Raw genomic sequence first — 16846 nt, 5'->3', positions numbered from 1 at the left:
TCACCTGCGCTAGAGCTGAGGCAACTCCACGTTCACGTGCTCGCCCTCTTCGAATACCGCCGACGCCGGCCCGACGATCAAGGGATCCGGAGTACCGACAGCCCGGTGATCCTTGTTGGGATAGTCGAAGCTGGCGAGCACGTGACGCATCGCCTCGAGGCGAGCGCGCTTCTTGTCGTTGCTCTTGATCACCGTCCAGGGCGCATCCCCGGTATCGGTGTAGAAGAACATGGCTTCCTTGGCCTGGGTGTAGTCGTCCCACTTGTCGAGCGAAGCCAGATCGGTCGGTGAGAGCTTCCACTGACGCACCGGGTCCGTTCGGCGGGCCGCGAACCGCGCCAACTGCTCTTCGCGGCTGACCGAGAACCACAGCTTGTGCAGATGAATCCCGGAGTTGACGAGCATCCGCTCGAAGTCCGGGGTCTCTCTCATGAACTCGAGATACTGCGTCGGCGTGCAGTAACCCATCACTCGTTCGACGCCGGCGCGGTTGTACCAGGACCGGTCCATCATCACTATCTCGCCGCCGCTGGGTAGGTGTGCGACATAGCGTTGGAAATACCACTGCGTCCGCTCGATGTCGGTGGGCTTCTCGAGCGCGACCACGCGGGCTCCACGGGGATTGAGATGCTCGGTGAATCTCTTGATCGACCCGCCCTTACCGGCAGCATCGCGACCTTCGAAGATGATGAGCACCTTCTGACCGGTTTCCTTGACCCACAACTGCAGCTTGAGCAGCTCGATCTGCAGACGCCGCTTCTTCCGCTCGTACTCGCGGCGCGACATCTTCTTCTCGTAGGGGTAACCCTGCTTCCAGGCATCCGCGAACTCCGAAGGCTCCAGCACGCCGAGCTTGTGCTTGAGACTCGACAGCTCGTCGATCTCGGCCGCGTAATCCTCGGTGACGGAAATTCTGGTCGACGGGGTCGGCAGGTCAGGAACCCGACCGTCCACACCGCTGGCGTCGGGGCTCATGAATACGCACTCCCTGTCGTCGAAATGAACGAACGTCCGGAAAGTGAATTTTACGCGCCGAAGCCCGCTCCCGCGGGTCCGAAGAGAATGTTGCTTGGCATCGAGGAGGTAACGACAGGTCCGGCTTCCCAGTCGCCGAACCCTCACGCGGTACCTTGATCGAGGTAACTGAGACGGTCGGTAACCCCGAGAGAAGAGAGTTCTGGCGAGATGCGAGTAGACGGACGGGAGATCCCGGTAACGGGAAGCCTCCTGCCACCACTGCACCGCCGTACGAGCGACATCATGCGGGTTGCGATCGCTGCTGTGCTGCTCGGCGGCGTGATCGCGGGATCTCTGATCACTCGAAGTCAGTGGGACGCCCTCGAAACGTCGGTGTCCAACATCGTCGGTGTTCTCTCGCCGAGCCTGTCCGACACTGTGTACCTGCTCTACGGCATCGCAATTCTGGCGCTACCGTTCGCCATCCTGATCGGCCTGATCGTCGGGCGCCGGTGGAAGTTGCTGGCCGGATACGCCGCCGCCGGCCTGTGCGCCGGTGTCGCGCTGTCCTTCACCGGAACAGGCCTGGCGGCACCGAAATGGCACCTCGACGTGCCGGACCGACTCGACGCCACCTTCCTGTCTCAATTCCTCGACGATCCGCGATGGATCGCGATGCTCGCGGCGGTGCTCACCGTCTCGGGCCCGTGGCTTCCGAAGAAGTGGCGACGAGCCTGGTGGACGCTGCTTCTGCTCTTCGCTCCCATCCATCTGATCGTCAGCTCGATCGTTCCCGCACGATCGATGCTGGGTCTCGCCGTCGGTTACCTGATCGGCGCGGTGATCGTTCTCGCCGTCGGCACCCCTGCCCTCGAAGTGCCATTGGACTCGGCAGTACGCGTACTCGCGCGGCGCGGTTACCGCGTCACCGCGTTCCGCGTCGTGAGTCCCTCGGGAATCGGGCCTCTTGTCATGTCCGCAGCCATCGACCAAGCACCGGACGACGAACCTTTCGACGAACTCGTCGTCGAGTTGTACGGACAGAACCAGCGAAGCAGCGGAGCAATTCGACAGACGTTCCGTTGGATCTCGTTCCGGAACCGTGAAACTCCGCCGCCCTACGGATCACTTCGTCGCGCCGTCGAACACCGAGCGCTCATGGGTATCGCTTTCGCCGACATCGGTCTGGCCAGTTCCAAGGCCGTCGCAATCTCGGTACTCGATCGCGGGTGGGAGATGTACGCGCGCCCGAGTCCTCGTGGCATCCCCCTTGCCGTCGCCGTCGAGAACCAGGCGGGCGAGGAAGAATCCACCAAACTGATCGACGCGCTGTGGCAAACACTGCATACCGCTCACGTGCACCAGATGGCGCACGGCGACCTGCGCGCTTCCGAGATTCGTGTCGAAGGCGGAACCATCCTCTTCGGCGGGTACGCGTACTCCGAATTCGGCGCCACCGAAGTTCAGATGCAGTCCGATAACGCACAACTTCTCTTCGCCACCGCATCATTGTTCGGGGTCGATGCAGCGGTGGACGCCGCGATTCGAGCGCAAGGCGCAGACACGATTCTCGCCGCCTCCGGCCGATTGACCACCGCTGCATTGCCCAACCGAATTCGGCGGACGGTCACGGATTCCGCGAAACTGATGACCGAGATCCGAGACGAGGTCGGTGCCAAGAACGGGATCGAAAAGGTCGCTCCCGCACAGGTCACCCGATTCAGTCGCAACCAGCTGATCCAGCTCGTTCTGCTCATCGGTCTGGTCTACGTCGCCTACCCCTTCATCAGCCAGGTCCCCGCGTTCATCACCGAACTGAAGACGGCCAACTGGTGGTGGGCACTGCTCGGCCTCGGCGTCTCCGCACTGACGTACGTCGGCGCGGCTGCGGCCCTGTGGGCCTGTGCGTCGTCGATGGTCAGTTACCGCAACCTCTTGATCATGCAGGTGGCCAACACCTTTGCGGCGACGACAACTCCGGCCGGAGTCGGCGGGCTAGCGCTGAGCGTGCGGTTCCTGCAGAAGGGCGGGCTCGGTACCGTCCGCGCAACGGCCGCAGTCGCGCTGCAACAGACGGTCCAGGTGGTCACCCACGTCGGCTTGCTGATCTTCTTCTCGATCGTCGCCGGACGTGATACGAACCTCTCGCACTTCATCCCGGGATCCACTGTTCTGTACCTGGCGGGCGGCGTCGCGCTCGGAGTTCTCGGTGCATTCATGTTCATCCCGAAACTCCGTGGGTGGCTGCGCGACGATCTGCGTCCTCAGATCACCGAGGTGTTGGGTGAACTGAGCCAACTCGCGCGAAATCCCACGCGCTTCCTCATCATCGTGGGCGGCAGCGCCGCAACAACTCTGGGTGCCGCCCTGGCTCTGTGGGCGAGCGTCGAAGCATTCGGCGGCGGAACGACGTTCATCACCGTCACCATCGTGACGATGATCGGTGGGACGCTCGCCTCGGCGGCTCCGACACCGGGTGGCGTCGGAGCCGTCGAGGCCGCCCTCATCGGTGGTCTGTCCGCATTCGGACTGCCGGCAAGCATCGCGGTCCCGTCGGTCCTGCTCTACCGAGTGCTGACCTGCTGGCTCCCGGTGTTCTGCGGTTGGCCGACACTGCGGTGGCTGCAGAAGAACGACATGGTCTGAGCCGTTCCGCTACTTTTGGCGAACGACGTGAGCCTGCAGTGCTTCGCCGTCCTCGTCCACCCAGCCTTTGCTCTGGGCGTAGTCGACCATCGCGGCAACACCTTCGACGTCCGTGGTGCTCTCGCGAACGCGGGCTACCGAGACGAATGCACTACCACCGCTGACGTATCCGTAATCCTGAAGGCGCAAGAGTTCGTCCAGTTCGGCTTCGGAGATGTGGGCACTCACCTCGACGTGAAAGGCCTTCAGGTTGTCCACATCGTGGATGCTGACGCGGCCGTCGTCCACCAGTACATACATGGCTTTCCTTCCTAGAGCACTGACGTCGGTGCGTGCGTACCGAATACACGCCGGTGGTAGGTCAGTGGATTCGACTCGCGGTGCTCGACCTCGTCCACCGATCCTGTCACGATCTTGTGATCACCACCGTCCACGACGGCATCAACGGTGCACGCGATCCAGATGGATACGTCCGGCAGTCTCGGAACACCGAGATGCTCCGCCCACTCGACACCGTCGAACTTCGCACGGCCCTTCCTCGCAAAGGCAACCGCCAGTGAGCTTTGCGCGGTCCCGAGGACATTGATCGCGAACCTCCGCGTTCCTTCGATGAGGCCGAGAACTTCCGACTGTCGATCCAGAGCCACCGCGGTCATCGGCGGGTCCATCGACAACGACATGAATGCGCTGACCGTCGTGCCGTGCGGCCGGTCGCCGTCCATTGCCGTGACGACGGCGACCGGTGAGCACACGTGCGCCATGGCTTCTCGAAAACGCAACGCCCGGTTGCCCTGTGGGACATTCACGATGTCAGCCCTTGTCTGCCAACTCTTGTGCGTACTTCTTCGTCATGTGGTCGACGGCGTCGAGTTGCGCCTTTGCATGCCCTTCCCTGACAGCGCGCGCGTGAGCTGCCGCGTCGAGCGTCGCCTGCGCCTGCCCTTGGAAGTGCGGAAAGACCTCCTGCGCGAACAACTCTGCCGAACGTCGGGTGTCCTGCGGGTTCGCCCAATCGTGACCCATCTGCAGCATGCAGCCGAAACCACCGGACTGGTCCCACAGCCGTTGTACCTGACGTCTGGCCTGCTCCGGTGTGCCGATGACACCGATCCCGGCCTCGTTGATGAAGTCGATCATCTCGCTCAGACGCGCACCGGAGACCGCCATCTGAGGGAAGGCCGCGACGTGCTGGAAATAGTCGAACCACTCCTCGATGCCGTACTCGACCTGCTTGCGTGCTTCCGCCTCGGTTTCGGCGATGTGGAAAGGTCCGGCAAGAGACCACTGCCGACGATCCACCGTCGTCCCGTTGACCTCAGCGCGTTCCTCCATCACATTCCAGTGGTGCGCCAAGGCGTCGAAACCGTCGGCGGACAAGGTTGCTCCGATGGAGAGCAGACCGAGACCGTGCGTACCGGCCAGGCGAGGTCCTGTCGGGGAGGCCACTGCGGCCACGGTGATTTCGATGCCGTTCTCCGAGTACGGAGCGAGCTGCAGCTTGGCGTCGTACAGCTCGTGGGTTCGTGTCTTCGCGGAAACCGTCTCGCCACGAAGAAGGCGCACGACGATGTCGAGGTTCTCCTGCAACAACTCTCGGGTATCCGTCGGGTTCAGACCGATCATCGCCGAGTCGGTGGGCAACGAACCGGGCCCGACTCCGAAGATGGTGCGCCCCTGAGTCAGGTGATCCAACTGCATGATTCGATCCGCTGCCCACAGCGGGTTGTGATACGACAACGACGTGACACCCGTGCCGAAACGAATCCGAGGTGCGCGCTGCGAGGCTGCAGCGATCATGATTTCCGGCGACGCGATGATCTCGCTTCCGGCAGAGTGATGCTCACCGAACCACGCCTCGTCGTAGCCCAACCGGTCGAGGTACTCGACCAGTTCGAGATCACGCTGCAGTGCGGCGGTGGGATTGCGTCCGGGGACGTGGAACGGTGCCATGAAATACCCGAAACGAAGCCTGCTCATGAGTTCTCCTAGTGCTGTGGGCCAACTCCTGGCCGTGCACCGAAAACGCTATCCGTGCCGTGACCGCGGTCACAGTGCACGAAAGTGGACAATCTCAAGCGCGTTGATCGGCAAGTTTCTGCGCGTAGACCAACTTCACGAACTCGGCACGGTTGCGAACGCGCAGAAGAGCAAGGATGCGGCTTACATACTTCTTCACCGTGTCCGGACTCAGCGACAGGATCACCGCGATCTCGTCGTTGGTATGGCCGTCAGCCAACAACTCCGCGAGATCGATCTGCCGGGGCGTCAGCTTCTCTCGCCATCCCGGCTCGCGTTGCCCGGGCAGCGTCTGACACAACAGCGACAATTGCTTGCCCAGAATGCCCAAGCCCACGATGTCGCGCCCCGACAGATCCTTGCCTTCTGAATCGAAAATCCCCACCAGACCGTGACCGCCGTGGGCCAACTGGAGATGCATCACCGACGCGCTGTGAAGGCGTTTGCGATAGAGGAAATCTCGCAGGTACGTCGCCGACTGTGAAGGGACGTCGGCCAACTGAGTGTGCGTGATGGCGGGAGATGCCAACAGCGTTGCCCGCGATTGCGCCGTCGCAAAAACGTCGTCGAGGTACCAGTGCGCTTGGTACTCGTCGAGGATCGGCGTGATCCGCCCGGTCGTCACCGGATCCGGGTCGGCGAAAGCCGTCGTGAAGGTCGGGCCGGCAAGGAATGTGGTGTTGGGACAGCGGTAGTGATCATGGAGCGCGACCATGAGGAGATCCTTGAGCTGATCGAGCGTTCTCGCGGCCGAGCAGTAGTCGAAGACAGCGAAGACACGGTCGTAGTCCGCAGCGGACAGAGCGACGTCACCGCTACCGTGCACGTCGACCACCTCACCCGAACTATGATCCAGATCACTCATCGGACAGCATATGCATTACTTCGAAAAAACGGACAACTTCGCCGCCTACCAGCACTGTTGATGCCGATAACCGATACTGAGCTGTATGTCGGAACTCGGAAATGAACCAGACTCGAAGCAGAAGGCGGTGCTCGAGCGACACGCGTCGTGGATCGAATTGTTCTTCGACCTCGTCGTGGTTGCCGGTATCGGTCAGTTGGCTCACCTGCTCCACGGTTCGCCGTCGTGGTCGGATGTCGCGCTCTACGCGTTGCTCTATCTCGCGTTCTGGACCGCGTGGGCGACGTTCACGATGTACGGCAACGTTGCCGGTGACCGTGTCCGGATCCCGAGCATGCTGATCGCCATGTTCGGACTGGCCGTCATGATGGCGGCCGTGGCCGGCATCCACGACAACCATGCGCTGGCCTTCGCTGTCGCCTACGTGGCCGTACGTCTGCTGGCGAGTCGGGTGTGGCACAACGGCCAGATAGTCGTGGACTGGCCGATCGCCCAGATGTCTCTCGGTGTGATCCCGTGGATCGTCTCGTTCTGGTTCGAGGGCGAAACTCGGTTCTGGCTCTGGACCGCCGGTGTGGCCATCGACCTGCTGATCATGTTCGTCGTCTCCGGCAGCGCGATCATGGAAGACGCGCAGGAAAAGCTCGACCGCATCATCAAGGTTCGGGGGTTCAAGGACGACCGGATGCCCGAACTCGAAGCCCTGCACTCCGATCGGGCTCACCTTGCCGAGCGCTTGGGCCTGTACGTCATCATCGTGCTGGGCGAGGGTGTGATCCTCGTGATTTCTGCGGCCTCGAAGCTCACCTGGGACTCGACGGTGGTCAGCCTCGCAGTCGGATCGTTTGTCCTGCTCTCGGGCATGTGGGCTCTCTCGCTTCTCTACGGCCACGCCGGTGTTCCGCACCTGCAGCCCGAGAAGTTTCCCGCTCGCATCGACATGGCGCTGCACTGTTTCACCACCGGCGCTATCGCGGTTCTGGTCGCGGGGCTCGGAGCGGCAACCGAACACGGTGCGGAGCACACGCCCGCGAACCTGCGGTGGTTGTTGTGCGGAAGCATCGCAGTCTATTTCGGAATCAGCCTGGTGGCAGGGCTGTTCGCGCGATCGGACCGACGGTGGCTGCTCGGCTGGGCGCTCCCGTGCACCGCCGTCCCCATCGTCATGGGCATCGTCGGCACGCACATGAGCGCCACGTGGATCATCTGGGTGCTGGTGGCCACCGTGACCTGGCAGAACGGCTACGAGTACGCGCAGGTGCGGCGTTCGCGCCGCTCTGCTGTGCGCCTTTATTAACCCCCCGCGGTTAATAAAGGCGCACAGCAGGGGCGGTTTTTACCCTCACCGCCGGGTCGAAGCGATAGGGCTGAGCCAACAGGATTCCGGCCAATCGCTTACGCAACCTCGACATCTCGGCCCGGACCGTCACCGTCTTGCGCGGATCGCCGAACAACTGTGAGGCGAGCTGCGCGGCCGTGAGGCCCTCGGGCGCCTGTGTCAGAGCCACGAGGATCTGCGAATGGCGCGGGCTGAGGTCGATGCTCCAGCTCCCCATTGCCGAGGAGTACCGCAATTCCATCGCATTCGGATCTTGCACATCCAATTCGACTTCGGCACAAACCGTTCCGGACGCCGGATCCATTTGAGGGCGGACGAGCCAACCACCCGGAAGCGGCTCGCACATACATAGTCCGAGCGACGGGAGCCAATGCTCGCCGCTGCTCATCACTTTCGGCAGTGCGATTCTGTAGATCGGCGCCATCGAGTCCACCGCCGCGACCCAGCCACTGCGGTCCACGACCACTGTCGGCTGACTCGCACGAGCCAGCGTCGATGCCGAGATCATCCGGAGCTGATCCAATCCGATTCGATGCTTCTCCCGCAGTGCGGATTCCGCCAGCCTGGCCACACTGTCCACCAGAGCGAGAGTCGACGGGTGGACCGTGTCTGCTGCGCCGGCGACGTTCACGACGGCGATGGCCCGGCGACTACGCGGATCTCGAACCGTCGCCCCGGAGCAGGTCCACGGATGCTGCGAGCGCGAGTAGTGCTCGGCCGAGAACACCTGCACTGCCGAACCTGATGCCAAGGAAGTGCCGATCCCGTTGGTACCAACAGCTTCCTCGGTCCACGACGCACCCTCGATCATCCCGAGCCGTTCGGCCCGATCCAGCATTCGACTGGACCCGTGTCGCCAGAGGATACGTCCGTAGCGGTCCGCCACCACGATCAGATTCGCGTCGTCCGGGCCGACGAGTGGTGCCAGACCGTGCACCGCCTCGCCGAAGATCTCCGCCATGCCGGCTGCGCGTCTGCCTTCTTCGATCTCGGATTCGCGGCCCGTCTCGGTGATCGAGCACCGGTCCGGATCGAGTCCGAGCGCACGCAAACGCGACCACGAATTCGCGATGACGGAGCGCGGACGCGCAGGCGGCTTGCGTCCCGACATCGTTGCTTCGTACACGGATTCGAGAACACGTGCGTACTGCGCCGGGTCTTCACCACTGGCCAGGGCCGGTTCGAGTCGATTCGTTTCGCCGATCACACTCCAGTCCTATGTGACGGGGTCTTCGAAAGCGAGCGTTGCACCCGGTTGCAGAGTTGTTCGCGTGCGTGAACGAAAGGACGGCGTTCACGCACGCGAACGGTACTCACGCGTTGAGGGGTCTCCCCAGCGCCGAGAGCACAGACTCGTGCATTGCCTCCGAGAGCGTCGGATGAGCAAACACGACCTCGGCGAGATCCTCGCCGGTGGCTTCGAGGGATCGAGCGATCCCGAAACCCTGAATCTGCTCGGTCACATCCGGACCGACCATGTGCGCGCCGAGAAGTTCCCCGGTATCGGCGTCGAAGATCGTCTTGACGAAGCCTTCGGCCTCGCCGATCGCCAGTGCCTTGCCGTTCGCCTGCAGGTCGAAGTGTCCGACCCGCAGCGCGCGACCAGTACCGGCGCACTGCTTCTCCGTCAGACCCAGGCTCGCCACCTGTGGGCGGGCATACGTGCATCCCGGAACGTAGTCGCGATCGAGCGGATGAACGTCGGGCACGCCTGCCAACTTTTCGACGCACAGGACAGCTTCGTGGCTTGCCTTGTGCGCCAGACATGGAGCGCCCGCGACGTCACCGATCGCATAGATCCCGAAAGCGCTGGTACGGCACCACTGGTCGGTGACGATCGCACCGCGCTCGATCTCGACGCCCAGAGCCTCCAACCCCAGATCCTCGACGTTGCCGGTGATTCCGGCCGCCACCAACACCCGGTCCACGGTCAACGACTCGACACCGTCGCTCGTCTGCACATTCACCTGGACGGCGTCGTCGCCGACGGTCACCGCCGACACCGAGGCTCCGGTGTGAATCGTGATGCCACGCTTCTCGAACTGCTTGCGAACGAAGGCCGAGATCTCTTCGTCCTCGACCGGCATGATGTGTGGTGCCATCTCGACGATGGTCACCTCGGTTCCGAGATCGCGGTACAGGCTGGCGAATTCGACTCCGATCGCGCCGGACCCGATCACGAGCAGCGACTTCGGCAGTTCCTTCGGGACGAGCGCGTCGAAGTAGGTCCACACCCGATCACCGTCGGGGGCAACGCCGGGAATCGAACGCGGCCGGGCACCGGTTGCAATGATCACGTGGTCGGCTCGATACGTCTGTCCTCCCACGGATACGACGCCTTTGTCCACCAACTTCGCGGCGCCTGAGATGACGTCGACGCCGTTCTTCTTCATCAGATAGGCAACACCGCCGGACAACCTCTCCGAAACCCCTCGGCTGAACGATACCAACTTCGAGATGTCGAACTGGACAGACGCCGAACTGAATCCGTATGTGTCGAGTTCACTCAAGGTATGCGCGACGTCCGCGCCGTGCAGCATCGCCTTGGTGGGGATACAACCCCAGTTGAGGCAGATACCTCCGAGGCGATCACGTTCTACCAGCGCGACGTTCAACCCCAACTGGGCAGCCCGGATCGCCGCCACGTAACCACCGGGGCCGCCACCGATGACAAGAACGTCGTACTTATGCGACGTATTGTTTTCCACCACAGCCCCTTACACCAACATCAGCGCGGGAGAAGCGACAAAGCGCTGGAGCTCCCGAAGGAAGGTCGCACCCAGGGCTCCGTCGATAACCCGGTGATCGCACGAGAGGGTCACGGTCATCACGGTCCGGGCAGAAACACTGTCACCGACCACCACCGCGCGCTTCTCCCCCGCACCTACGGCAAGGATCGCTCCCTGGGGCGGATTGATGATCGCGTCGAATGCCTTGATCCCGAACATGCCGAGGTTGGACACCGTGAAGGTTCCGCCCTGGAATTCTTCGGGACGAAGTTTGCCGGTCTTCGCCTTGGTGGCCAACGAGAGCACCTCACCCGAGATGTCCGCCAACGACTTGGTATTCGCGCTACGCACGATGGGCGTGATCAGCCCGGTCGGAAGTGCAACTGCCACCGAGACATCCGCCGACGCGAATCGAAGAACCGATTCGTTCGCGGCATCGAACTGGACGTTCACGTCCGGCACCTTCATCAGTGCAGCGGCGCAAGCCTTCACGATGAAGTCGTTGACCGACAGCTTGACCGCCGGGACGGTCAAATTGATCTCCTTGCGCAGAGCGAGAAGCGCATCGAGCTCGAGGTCTGCGGTGAGCCGGAAATGGGGTGCCTGCTGCTTGGACGCCTGCAACCTACCGGCGATTGCCGATCGCATGGGGGTGAAAGGAATTGTGTCGTACTCGGGTTCGGCCGCAACAGATTCGGTCTCAGCCGCCGCCTCGGGCAGGAGCTGCGCGGAACGAGCGGCGTCGTGCACGTCGGCGACGCAGACGCGCCCCCGCGAACCCGTCGGACGACAGTCATGCAGGTTGACCCCCAGTGATCGGGCAGTTCTGCGTGCGACCGGGGTGGCAGGCACGGCACTGTCGTCGGCGGTCGATCGCAGCGGGAGGCCGGATCTCGCGGCCGGCACTACCGGCGCAACAGTGCCACCGGCGTCACGAATCGCGTCGTCGATGTCGCGGACACTGATCCGCCCGAGGGGACCGGTACCCACTACGGCGGCGAGATCGATTCCGAGCGATTCCGCACGTCGGAGTGCGCGAGGACTCGCAAACACATCGTCCTGCGTCGTGCCTTGCAGAACGCTCGGTACGACGGTGGAACCGGTTGGTACAGGTTTCGCTGCAACAACCACCTTCGCAGCCGGTGTAGCCGCAGGTGTCACGGGAGCCGCCGGCGCAGCAGCTGGTGACGGTGCCGGCTCTTCCGCCGGCGCGGTTGCGCCGCGGGCGGCGAGGAACTGCTCGATCTCCGCATCCGTCGCGGACGCATCGGCGGATACACCGATCACGGCGCCGACGGGCAGAGTCTGCCCAGGCGTGCCGACGATCTTGCGGAGAACACCGTCGAACGGCGCCTCGAGCTCGTTGGTGATCTTGCTGGTCTCGATCTCACAGATCAACTGGCCCTTGGTGAACGAGTCACCTTCCCCGATGAGCCAGGCGTTGACCAACCCCTCCTCCATGGAGAGCCCCCATTTGGGGATGTCGATAGCTTTGATGTCAGCCATGATCAGGCTCTCACCAGCTTGCGAACCGACTCTTCGATGCGCGCCGCGTCAGGCAGCCAGGCAGTTTCGAGGGTTGGGGAGAACGGAACCGGCGTGTGCGGCGGCGTGATCAGTTCGATCGGCGCTTTCAGGTAGTTGAATCCCTTGGTGGCGATCAGCGCGGCTACGTCGTGCCCGAAACCGCAGCGGGCGGCGGATTCGTCGACGATCACGACCCTTCCAGTCGATGCGACGGATTCGAGGATGCCGTCCTCGTCCAATGGTGAGACGGTACGAGGATCGACAACCTCGACCGAAATACCCTCGGCGGCCAGCTTGTCCGCTACGTCGTTGGCGCGGTTCACCATTGCGGACAACGCGATGATCGTGACGTCGTCGCCCTGCCTGGTGTAGTTGGCGACGCCGAACGGAATCGCGTACGGCTCGTCCGGCACTTCGTCCTTGAGGTCGTAGAGAACCTTGTGCTCACAGAAGACGACGGGATCGTCGTCCCGGATGGCTTGGATGAGAAGGCCTTTGGCGTCGTAGGCATTGGACGGAGCGACTACCTTCAGACCAGGCACCGCCGCGAACACGTTGTACGGAGACTGAGAGTGCTGCGCAGCGGCGGAGAAGCCTGCGCCGATCATGCCTCGCACCACCAGCGGGGTTCTGGCCTTGCCACCGAACATGTAGCGGAACTTGGCAGCCTGGTTGTAGAGCGCGTCGTAGGAGACTCCGAAGAAGTCCATGAACATCAGCTCGGCGACCGGCCTCAGTCCGGTCAGTGCGGCTCCGGCAGCCATTCCGATGATCGCGGATTCGGTGATCGGGGTATCGATTACACGCTCCGATCCGAACTCCGTCCACAATCCCTTGGTGACACCCAGGACACCGCCAAATGCCTCGATCTTCTTCGTCTCCAGATCGGGATTGGTACCGGCATGCCCACCCCGTACGTCCTCACCGATGAGAACGACGCTCGGGTCGCGTTGCATTTCTTGGGCGATGGCCTCTTTGACGGCCTCGCGGTAGGTCTTCTTCGACACGTTCTCGGCTTCCACGCTTGTCATCTCGGGCTCCTCAGTACGACACGTAGACATCGGTCAGCAGATTCTCGACGGGTGGATACGCCGCGGCACGCGCCTTCGCTACCGCCTCGTCCACCAGCACTCGCGACTGCTCGTCCACCGCGTCCAGATCAGCGGTGCTGACCTTCTTCACATCCACGCTGCTACGGAAATTCTTGAGCGGATCCTTGGTTTCCCGTAGTTGCGCAACCTGTTCCGCCGTGCGGTACAGCTGCGCGTCACCCTCGAAGTGGCCGTGCCAACGGAATGCCGCCGCCTCGATCGTGGTGGGGCCACCGCCGGTCCTGGCGCGCTCGGATGCTTCCGCCATCGCGTCGTAGACCGCGAAGAAGTCGGTGCCGTCCACCTTGACGGCAGGCATGCCGAAGGATGCGGCGCGCGCGGCGATGTCGGGTGCACCAACTGCGTAGTCGGTTCCGGTGGCCTCACCGAATCCGTTGTTCTCGATCACGAAGACGATCGGAAGATCCAGCACCACAGCCATGTTCATCGCCTCGAAGACGGTTCCCTGGTTGGATCCACCGTCACCCGTGAACGACGCTGCGATGACACCGTTTCGAAGCGTCTTACCACTCAGTGCAGCGCCGATCGCCAACGACGGGGCTCCGCCGACAATCGCGTTGGCGCCGAGCATTCCCACGGACAGGTCGGCGATGTGCATCGAGCCGCCCTTACCGCGACACAGGCCGTCGTCCTTGCCGAAGATCTCGGCCATCATGCCGTTCAGATCGCAGCCCTTGGCGATGCAGTGCCCGTGACCGCGGTGAGTGGATCCGATGTAATCGGCGTCGCTCAGGTTCTCGCACACTCCCACCGCGATGGCTTCCTGGCCCGAGTAGAGGTGAATGAAGCCGGGGATGTCACCGGTTGCATTCTCTTCGTGCAGTCGATCCTCGAACGCACGGATGCGCGACATCTTCTCGTACGCCTTCAGCAATGCATCCCGGTCCAGCCCCGAATGAGGCTTGGCGCCGGTCTTTTTCGATCCTGGGGTTGTCGGCTTCTGCGCCGTCCGTTGAACCACAGTCACACTCCTCGTTCTCGATCACTCGTCGCCATGCAGTGTCGTGCAGGTCACGGGCGAAGGGAAAGAGTTGCGTGAGGTTGCCGGGAGTTGCGAAGGGTTGCAGCTGTTGACTTTCGAGCGTTGATTCAGGCGCCGCTCAGGCTGTCGCGTCTGATCTTGGCCAGCGCGCGGTGTTGGGCGAGTTCGACGGCGCTCGTTGTCGTTCGCAGTGACAGCGCCGTCTCGCGCACGTCGAAGCCGACAACGATGCGAGCTACCAAGACGTTGCGTTCTGCGGCCGACAGATCACCGAAGGGCAGAGTGAGTCGACTGGAGGCGGGTAGCGAATCGATTTCGCGACTGATCGCGTCGTACAGATGCGCGAGGAACGCTTCTCCGGCACGTCTACGTCGCCGAATGTCGGACAGGACGGATCGGCAGATACCGACGGCAATACGATCAGCGTCGAGCGGTCGCAGTTCGGCACGACAGCGCCTCGTCACCAGAGGCACGATGCGTTGAAGGAGTTCTGCAATCGCGTCCCGATCCCCTCGGGACGCATCGTCGGCAACACTGTCGATCGAACGTCCACCTGCCCTGCTTGTCATTCCGATCTCCCCCTGCTTCGGCTCTTGGTCGAATTCCCGACTACTGCTCAGGTTTTGAAGTCGCTAGGGGCGTATCGGCTCGGGGCAGATCCCGGTTTGTTCCCCGATGATGTTGATCTCGGCGTTGGAACGAGGGTCAGCGCCGTAGTTGATCTGGTCGGTGCACTTCTCGGAGGGCTCGACGGCATCGGGCGGGAGCGGCGCCGGGCATGAACCCATCTGCTCTCCGATGCTGTTGATCTCCGCATTCGAACGAGGGTCACCCACATAGTTGATCTGATCGGTGCACTTGGTCGACTCGGTAGCCGGACCAGGGGCCGCAGGGGCAACCGCGCTGGTCGAGACCGGGGTCCAGGCCGGCGCTGCTCCGCCCGCCGGGACTCCGGGGGTGGATGCGTCCGTACCGCCGCCCACCGAGTTCGAGCCTTCGACTGTCTCCGAAGTGGTCGCTGCGGTCAGCGGCGGTGGGGTCGTAGACGCCGCAACCACCGATGTAGTCGTCGGTTCGTCTCCTGGAGCGCTGTTGTCATCACTCGAACACCCTGTCATCGCGCACATCACCCCGATCGTCAGTACGGCGAGCAGCACTCGCAGACGCCGAGTCTTGTTGGTCAGCAATAGTTCAGGCATTTGCTCTCACACTCCTCGATACGCGGATCAGCTCGTTCCGCCCAAGCGGTGAACACCGACGTGACTCACTCTAGGAGCCTGATTCCATCGGTTTCGTAACAGAATTCCGTCGGTCGCGTACCAACTCTCGACGGTCCAGAAATTCATACGATTACGTAACGGTGGGTGGCAAAACTCCGATATCGAGATCACCTGTGATCGTATGAAAACGCACATGCCGATGAGAGGGTTCGCAGCGGCCGGGGAGGGGAAAGTGTTGTATCGGAGTGACATCTGCGGCGGTCGATCAGACCGTACTCGCAGCCTGTTCGGTACAGCGCTCGCGGCAGCAACCCTCGGAGCGTCCGTGATCACCGGCTGCGCGTCCACCCAGGGCGTTGTGATCGAAGGCGATGTCGCTTCCACCGGGTTGCCCGTCACACAACCTGCAGACCTGGCCAGACGGGTTGCCGAAAACTCGAGGTTGGGCCGGGCGCTCCTCGACGATCCTGGGGTGTCCGAGGGAGTGAAGACAGAACTTCGGTCGTGCCCTGACTGGTATCCGATCTCGGTCGGGTCCATCCTTCTCGATCCAGGCGCACCGCGTATCGTGCCGGAGACCGAACTCGTCGTCATGAATGTGTATCCGTGCCAACCGGCCCACCAACCCGGGACCGGAGTGTCGATTTCGGTCAACCTTGCCGGCTACGTCTACCGCAGCGGCAAGGCCGGTTCGAGTGAAGACGATCCCGAACTGGGTGAGCGCCTGTTCTCCGTCGAAGAGCGCGGAAAGTTCATCGTCAGCGGTCAACGCGCCGCGAGTTTGTCTGTCCTGGAAACGGATCCGCGGCCACCGGAGTTCGAATGTTGCCCCCGTCCACCGCTTCGGACCGAGTTCCACTGGGATGGAATGGAGTTCATCCGTGATTGATCGCCGTCGCCGCGCGATGCTCGCCGGTGTTTGCCTGCCGGTCGCGTTTGCTCTCGTCTCCTGTTCCACCGAGCCTGAATCAGAACCCACTCCGAATATCGCAGCATCACTCGACCCCTCGGATCTCTCACAGGGCTTGAGCATCGATCCTGTTGCCCTCCTCAGAGCAGACCCGGAAGTGTCCGATGCGGTCAAGGACAGTCTCCGACTGTGCGGTGATGCGAACTTCCCCTTCGAAATCCGGTACTCCCCCGTGACAGGCGCCGTTTGGCAAGATGCCGTCGTCAATGTCTTCACCTGCGAGTCTGTCGGCATCTGGGGACGACCGGCCCCACCGGTCAGCTTCATGGTCGCCGGATTCGTCTACCAGATCGACGAATCGGGCGCTCACAAAGTCTTCGGAGTGCAAGACCCAGGACGCTACGTCGTCGGCTCAACCGGAGGATTGTCGGTCATGGTCGACCTGTGCAAAGACCCCGGCATTCCGGAGTTCTGTCAATCGTCGACTGCATACAAGTGGACCGGTGAAGGGTTTGAGAGTGTTCCGTTCCCATGAAAGCGAAG

Annotated in this window: 16 protein-coding genes; 4 read left to right on the top strand and 12 right to left on the bottom strand. The window is 62.6% G+C overall.

All coding sequences use genetic code 11. The features are described from left to right. Nucleotides 1-9: 9 nt before the first annotated feature. Nucleotides 10-975 carry a polyphosphate kinase 2 gene (gene ppk2 / locus ABH939_RS03750; protein ID WP_003940295.1) on the bottom strand — a complete coding sequence of 322 codons (966 nt, stop codon included), beginning with the start codon at nucleotides 973-975 and terminating at the stop codon, nucleotides 10-12. A 210-nt stretch (nucleotides 976-1185) separates the two neighbouring features. Between ppk2 and ABH939_RS03745 the strand changes: the two genes are divergently transcribed. Then, nucleotides 1186-3603 (top strand): lysylphosphatidylglycerol synthase transmembrane domain-containing protein, encoded by a 2418-nt coding sequence (locus tag ABH939_RS03745; protein WP_007733454.1) that lies wholly within the window; start codon nucleotides 1186-1188, stop codon nucleotides 3601-3603. Nucleotides 3604-3612: 9 nt separating this feature from the next. Here the strand turns inward: ABH939_RS03745 and ABH939_RS03740 are convergent, their stop codons facing one another. From ABH939_RS03740 to ABH939_RS03725, 4 genes are all read right to left on the bottom strand, one after another. Then, entirely contained in the window at nucleotides 3613-3903 is a 291-nt protein-coding gene (locus ABH939_RS03740; RefSeq protein ID WP_030535380.1) for a hypothetical protein, read from the bottom strand. A gap of 11 nt (nucleotides 3904-3914) precedes the next feature. Next, nucleotides 3915-4364, bottom strand: coding sequence for a flavin reductase family protein (locus tag ABH939_RS03735; RefSeq protein ID WP_007733458.1), 450 nt, complete (start codon nucleotides 4362-4364; stop codon nucleotides 3915-3917). 49 nt (nucleotides 4365-4413) lie between these two features. Further along, nucleotides 4414-5580: an LLM class flavin-dependent oxidoreductase gene (locus tag ABH939_RS03730; RefSeq protein ID WP_007733459.1), complete on the bottom strand. Its 1167-nt coding sequence runs from the start codon at nucleotides 5578-5580 to the stop codon at nucleotides 4414-4416. A gap of 94 nt (nucleotides 5581-5674) precedes the next feature. Then, on the bottom strand, nucleotides 5675-6484 hold the full coding sequence (locus ABH939_RS03725) for a helix-turn-helix transcriptional regulator (RefSeq protein WP_007733461.1): 810 nt from the start codon (nucleotides 6482-6484) through the stop codon (nucleotides 5675-5677). Nucleotides 6485-6569: 85 nt separating this feature from the next. On the opposite strand from ABH939_RS03725, the gene ABH939_RS03720 reads away from it, so the two are divergent. Continuing rightward, complete coding sequence (locus ABH939_RS03720) at nucleotides 6570-7781, top strand: low temperature requirement protein A (RefSeq protein WP_081558286.1); 1212 nt, start codon at nucleotides 6570-6572, stop codon at nucleotides 7779-7781. Nucleotides 7782-7791: 10 nt separating this feature from the next. Here the strand turns inward: ABH939_RS03720 and ABH939_RS03715 are convergent, their stop codons facing one another. The 7 genes from ABH939_RS03715 to ABH939_RS03685 form a co-directional block, all read right to left on the bottom strand. Further along, nucleotides 7792-9030: a helix-turn-helix domain-containing protein gene (locus ABH939_RS03715; protein WP_007733463.1), complete on the bottom strand. Its 1239-nt coding sequence runs from the start codon at nucleotides 9028-9030 to the stop codon at nucleotides 7792-7794. Between the two features lie 106 nt (nucleotides 9031-9136). Then, nucleotides 9137-10534 carry a dihydrolipoyl dehydrogenase gene (gene lpdA / locus ABH939_RS03710; protein WP_042451192.1) on the bottom strand — a complete coding sequence of 466 codons (1398 nt, stop codon included), beginning with the start codon at nucleotides 10532-10534 and terminating at the stop codon, nucleotides 9137-9139. Between the two features lie 6 nt (nucleotides 10535-10540). Continuing rightward, the gene (locus ABH939_RS03705; protein ID WP_064073982.1) at nucleotides 10541-12058 is read right to left on the bottom strand and encodes a 2-oxo acid dehydrogenase subunit E2; all 1518 of its coding nucleotides are present in this window, start codon (nucleotides 12056-12058) and stop codon (nucleotides 10541-10543) included. Nucleotides 12059-12060: 2 nt separating this feature from the next. Next, nucleotides 12061-13110, bottom strand: coding sequence for an alpha-ketoacid dehydrogenase subunit beta (locus tag ABH939_RS03700; RefSeq protein ID WP_007733466.1), 1050 nt, complete (start codon nucleotides 13108-13110; stop codon nucleotides 12061-12063). A gap of 10 nt (nucleotides 13111-13120) precedes the next feature. Beyond that, a complete protein-coding gene (locus tag ABH939_RS03695) occupies nucleotides 13121-14044 on the bottom strand; it encodes a thiamine pyrophosphate-dependent dehydrogenase E1 component subunit alpha (protein WP_051649553.1) in 924 nt (307 codons plus the stop codon). Between the two features lie 236 nt (nucleotides 14045-14280). Continuing rightward, nucleotides 14281-14742, bottom strand: coding sequence for an RNA polymerase sigma factor SigD (locus ABH939_RS03690; protein ID WP_007733468.1), 462 nt, complete (start codon nucleotides 14740-14742; stop codon nucleotides 14281-14283). A gap of 63 nt (nucleotides 14743-14805) precedes the next feature. Next, on the bottom strand, nucleotides 14806-15372 hold the full coding sequence (locus ABH939_RS03685) for a hypothetical protein (RefSeq protein ID WP_042921673.1): 567 nt from the start codon (nucleotides 15370-15372) through the stop codon (nucleotides 14806-14808). 253 nt (nucleotides 15373-15625) lie between these two features. Between ABH939_RS03685 and ABH939_RS03680 the strand changes: the two genes are divergently transcribed. Both ABH939_RS03680 and ABH939_RS03675 read left to right on the top strand, forming a co-directional pair. Continuing rightward, nucleotides 15626-16282 carry a hypothetical protein gene (locus tag ABH939_RS03680; RefSeq protein WP_003939689.1) on the top strand — a complete coding sequence of 219 codons (657 nt, stop codon included), beginning with the start codon at nucleotides 15626-15628 and terminating at the stop codon, nucleotides 16280-16282. Continuing rightward, nucleotides 16275-16838: a hypothetical protein gene (locus ABH939_RS03675; RefSeq protein ID WP_003940255.1), complete on the top strand. Its 564-nt coding sequence runs from the start codon at nucleotides 16275-16277 to the stop codon at nucleotides 16836-16838. The genes ABH939_RS03680 and ABH939_RS03675 overlap by 8 nt, the downstream gene beginning before the upstream one ends. Nucleotides 16839-16846: the final 8 nt, after the last annotated feature.

This window comes from Rhodococcus sp. 27YEA6 (genome assembly GCF_044908235.1).
Lineage (GTDB): Bacteria > Actinomycetota > Actinomycetes > Mycobacteriales > Mycobacteriaceae > Rhodococcus_F > Rhodococcus_F qingshengii.
The sequence above is the reverse complement of the archived record's forward strand: the minus strand, read 5'-3'. Positions and strand labels throughout refer to the sequence as shown.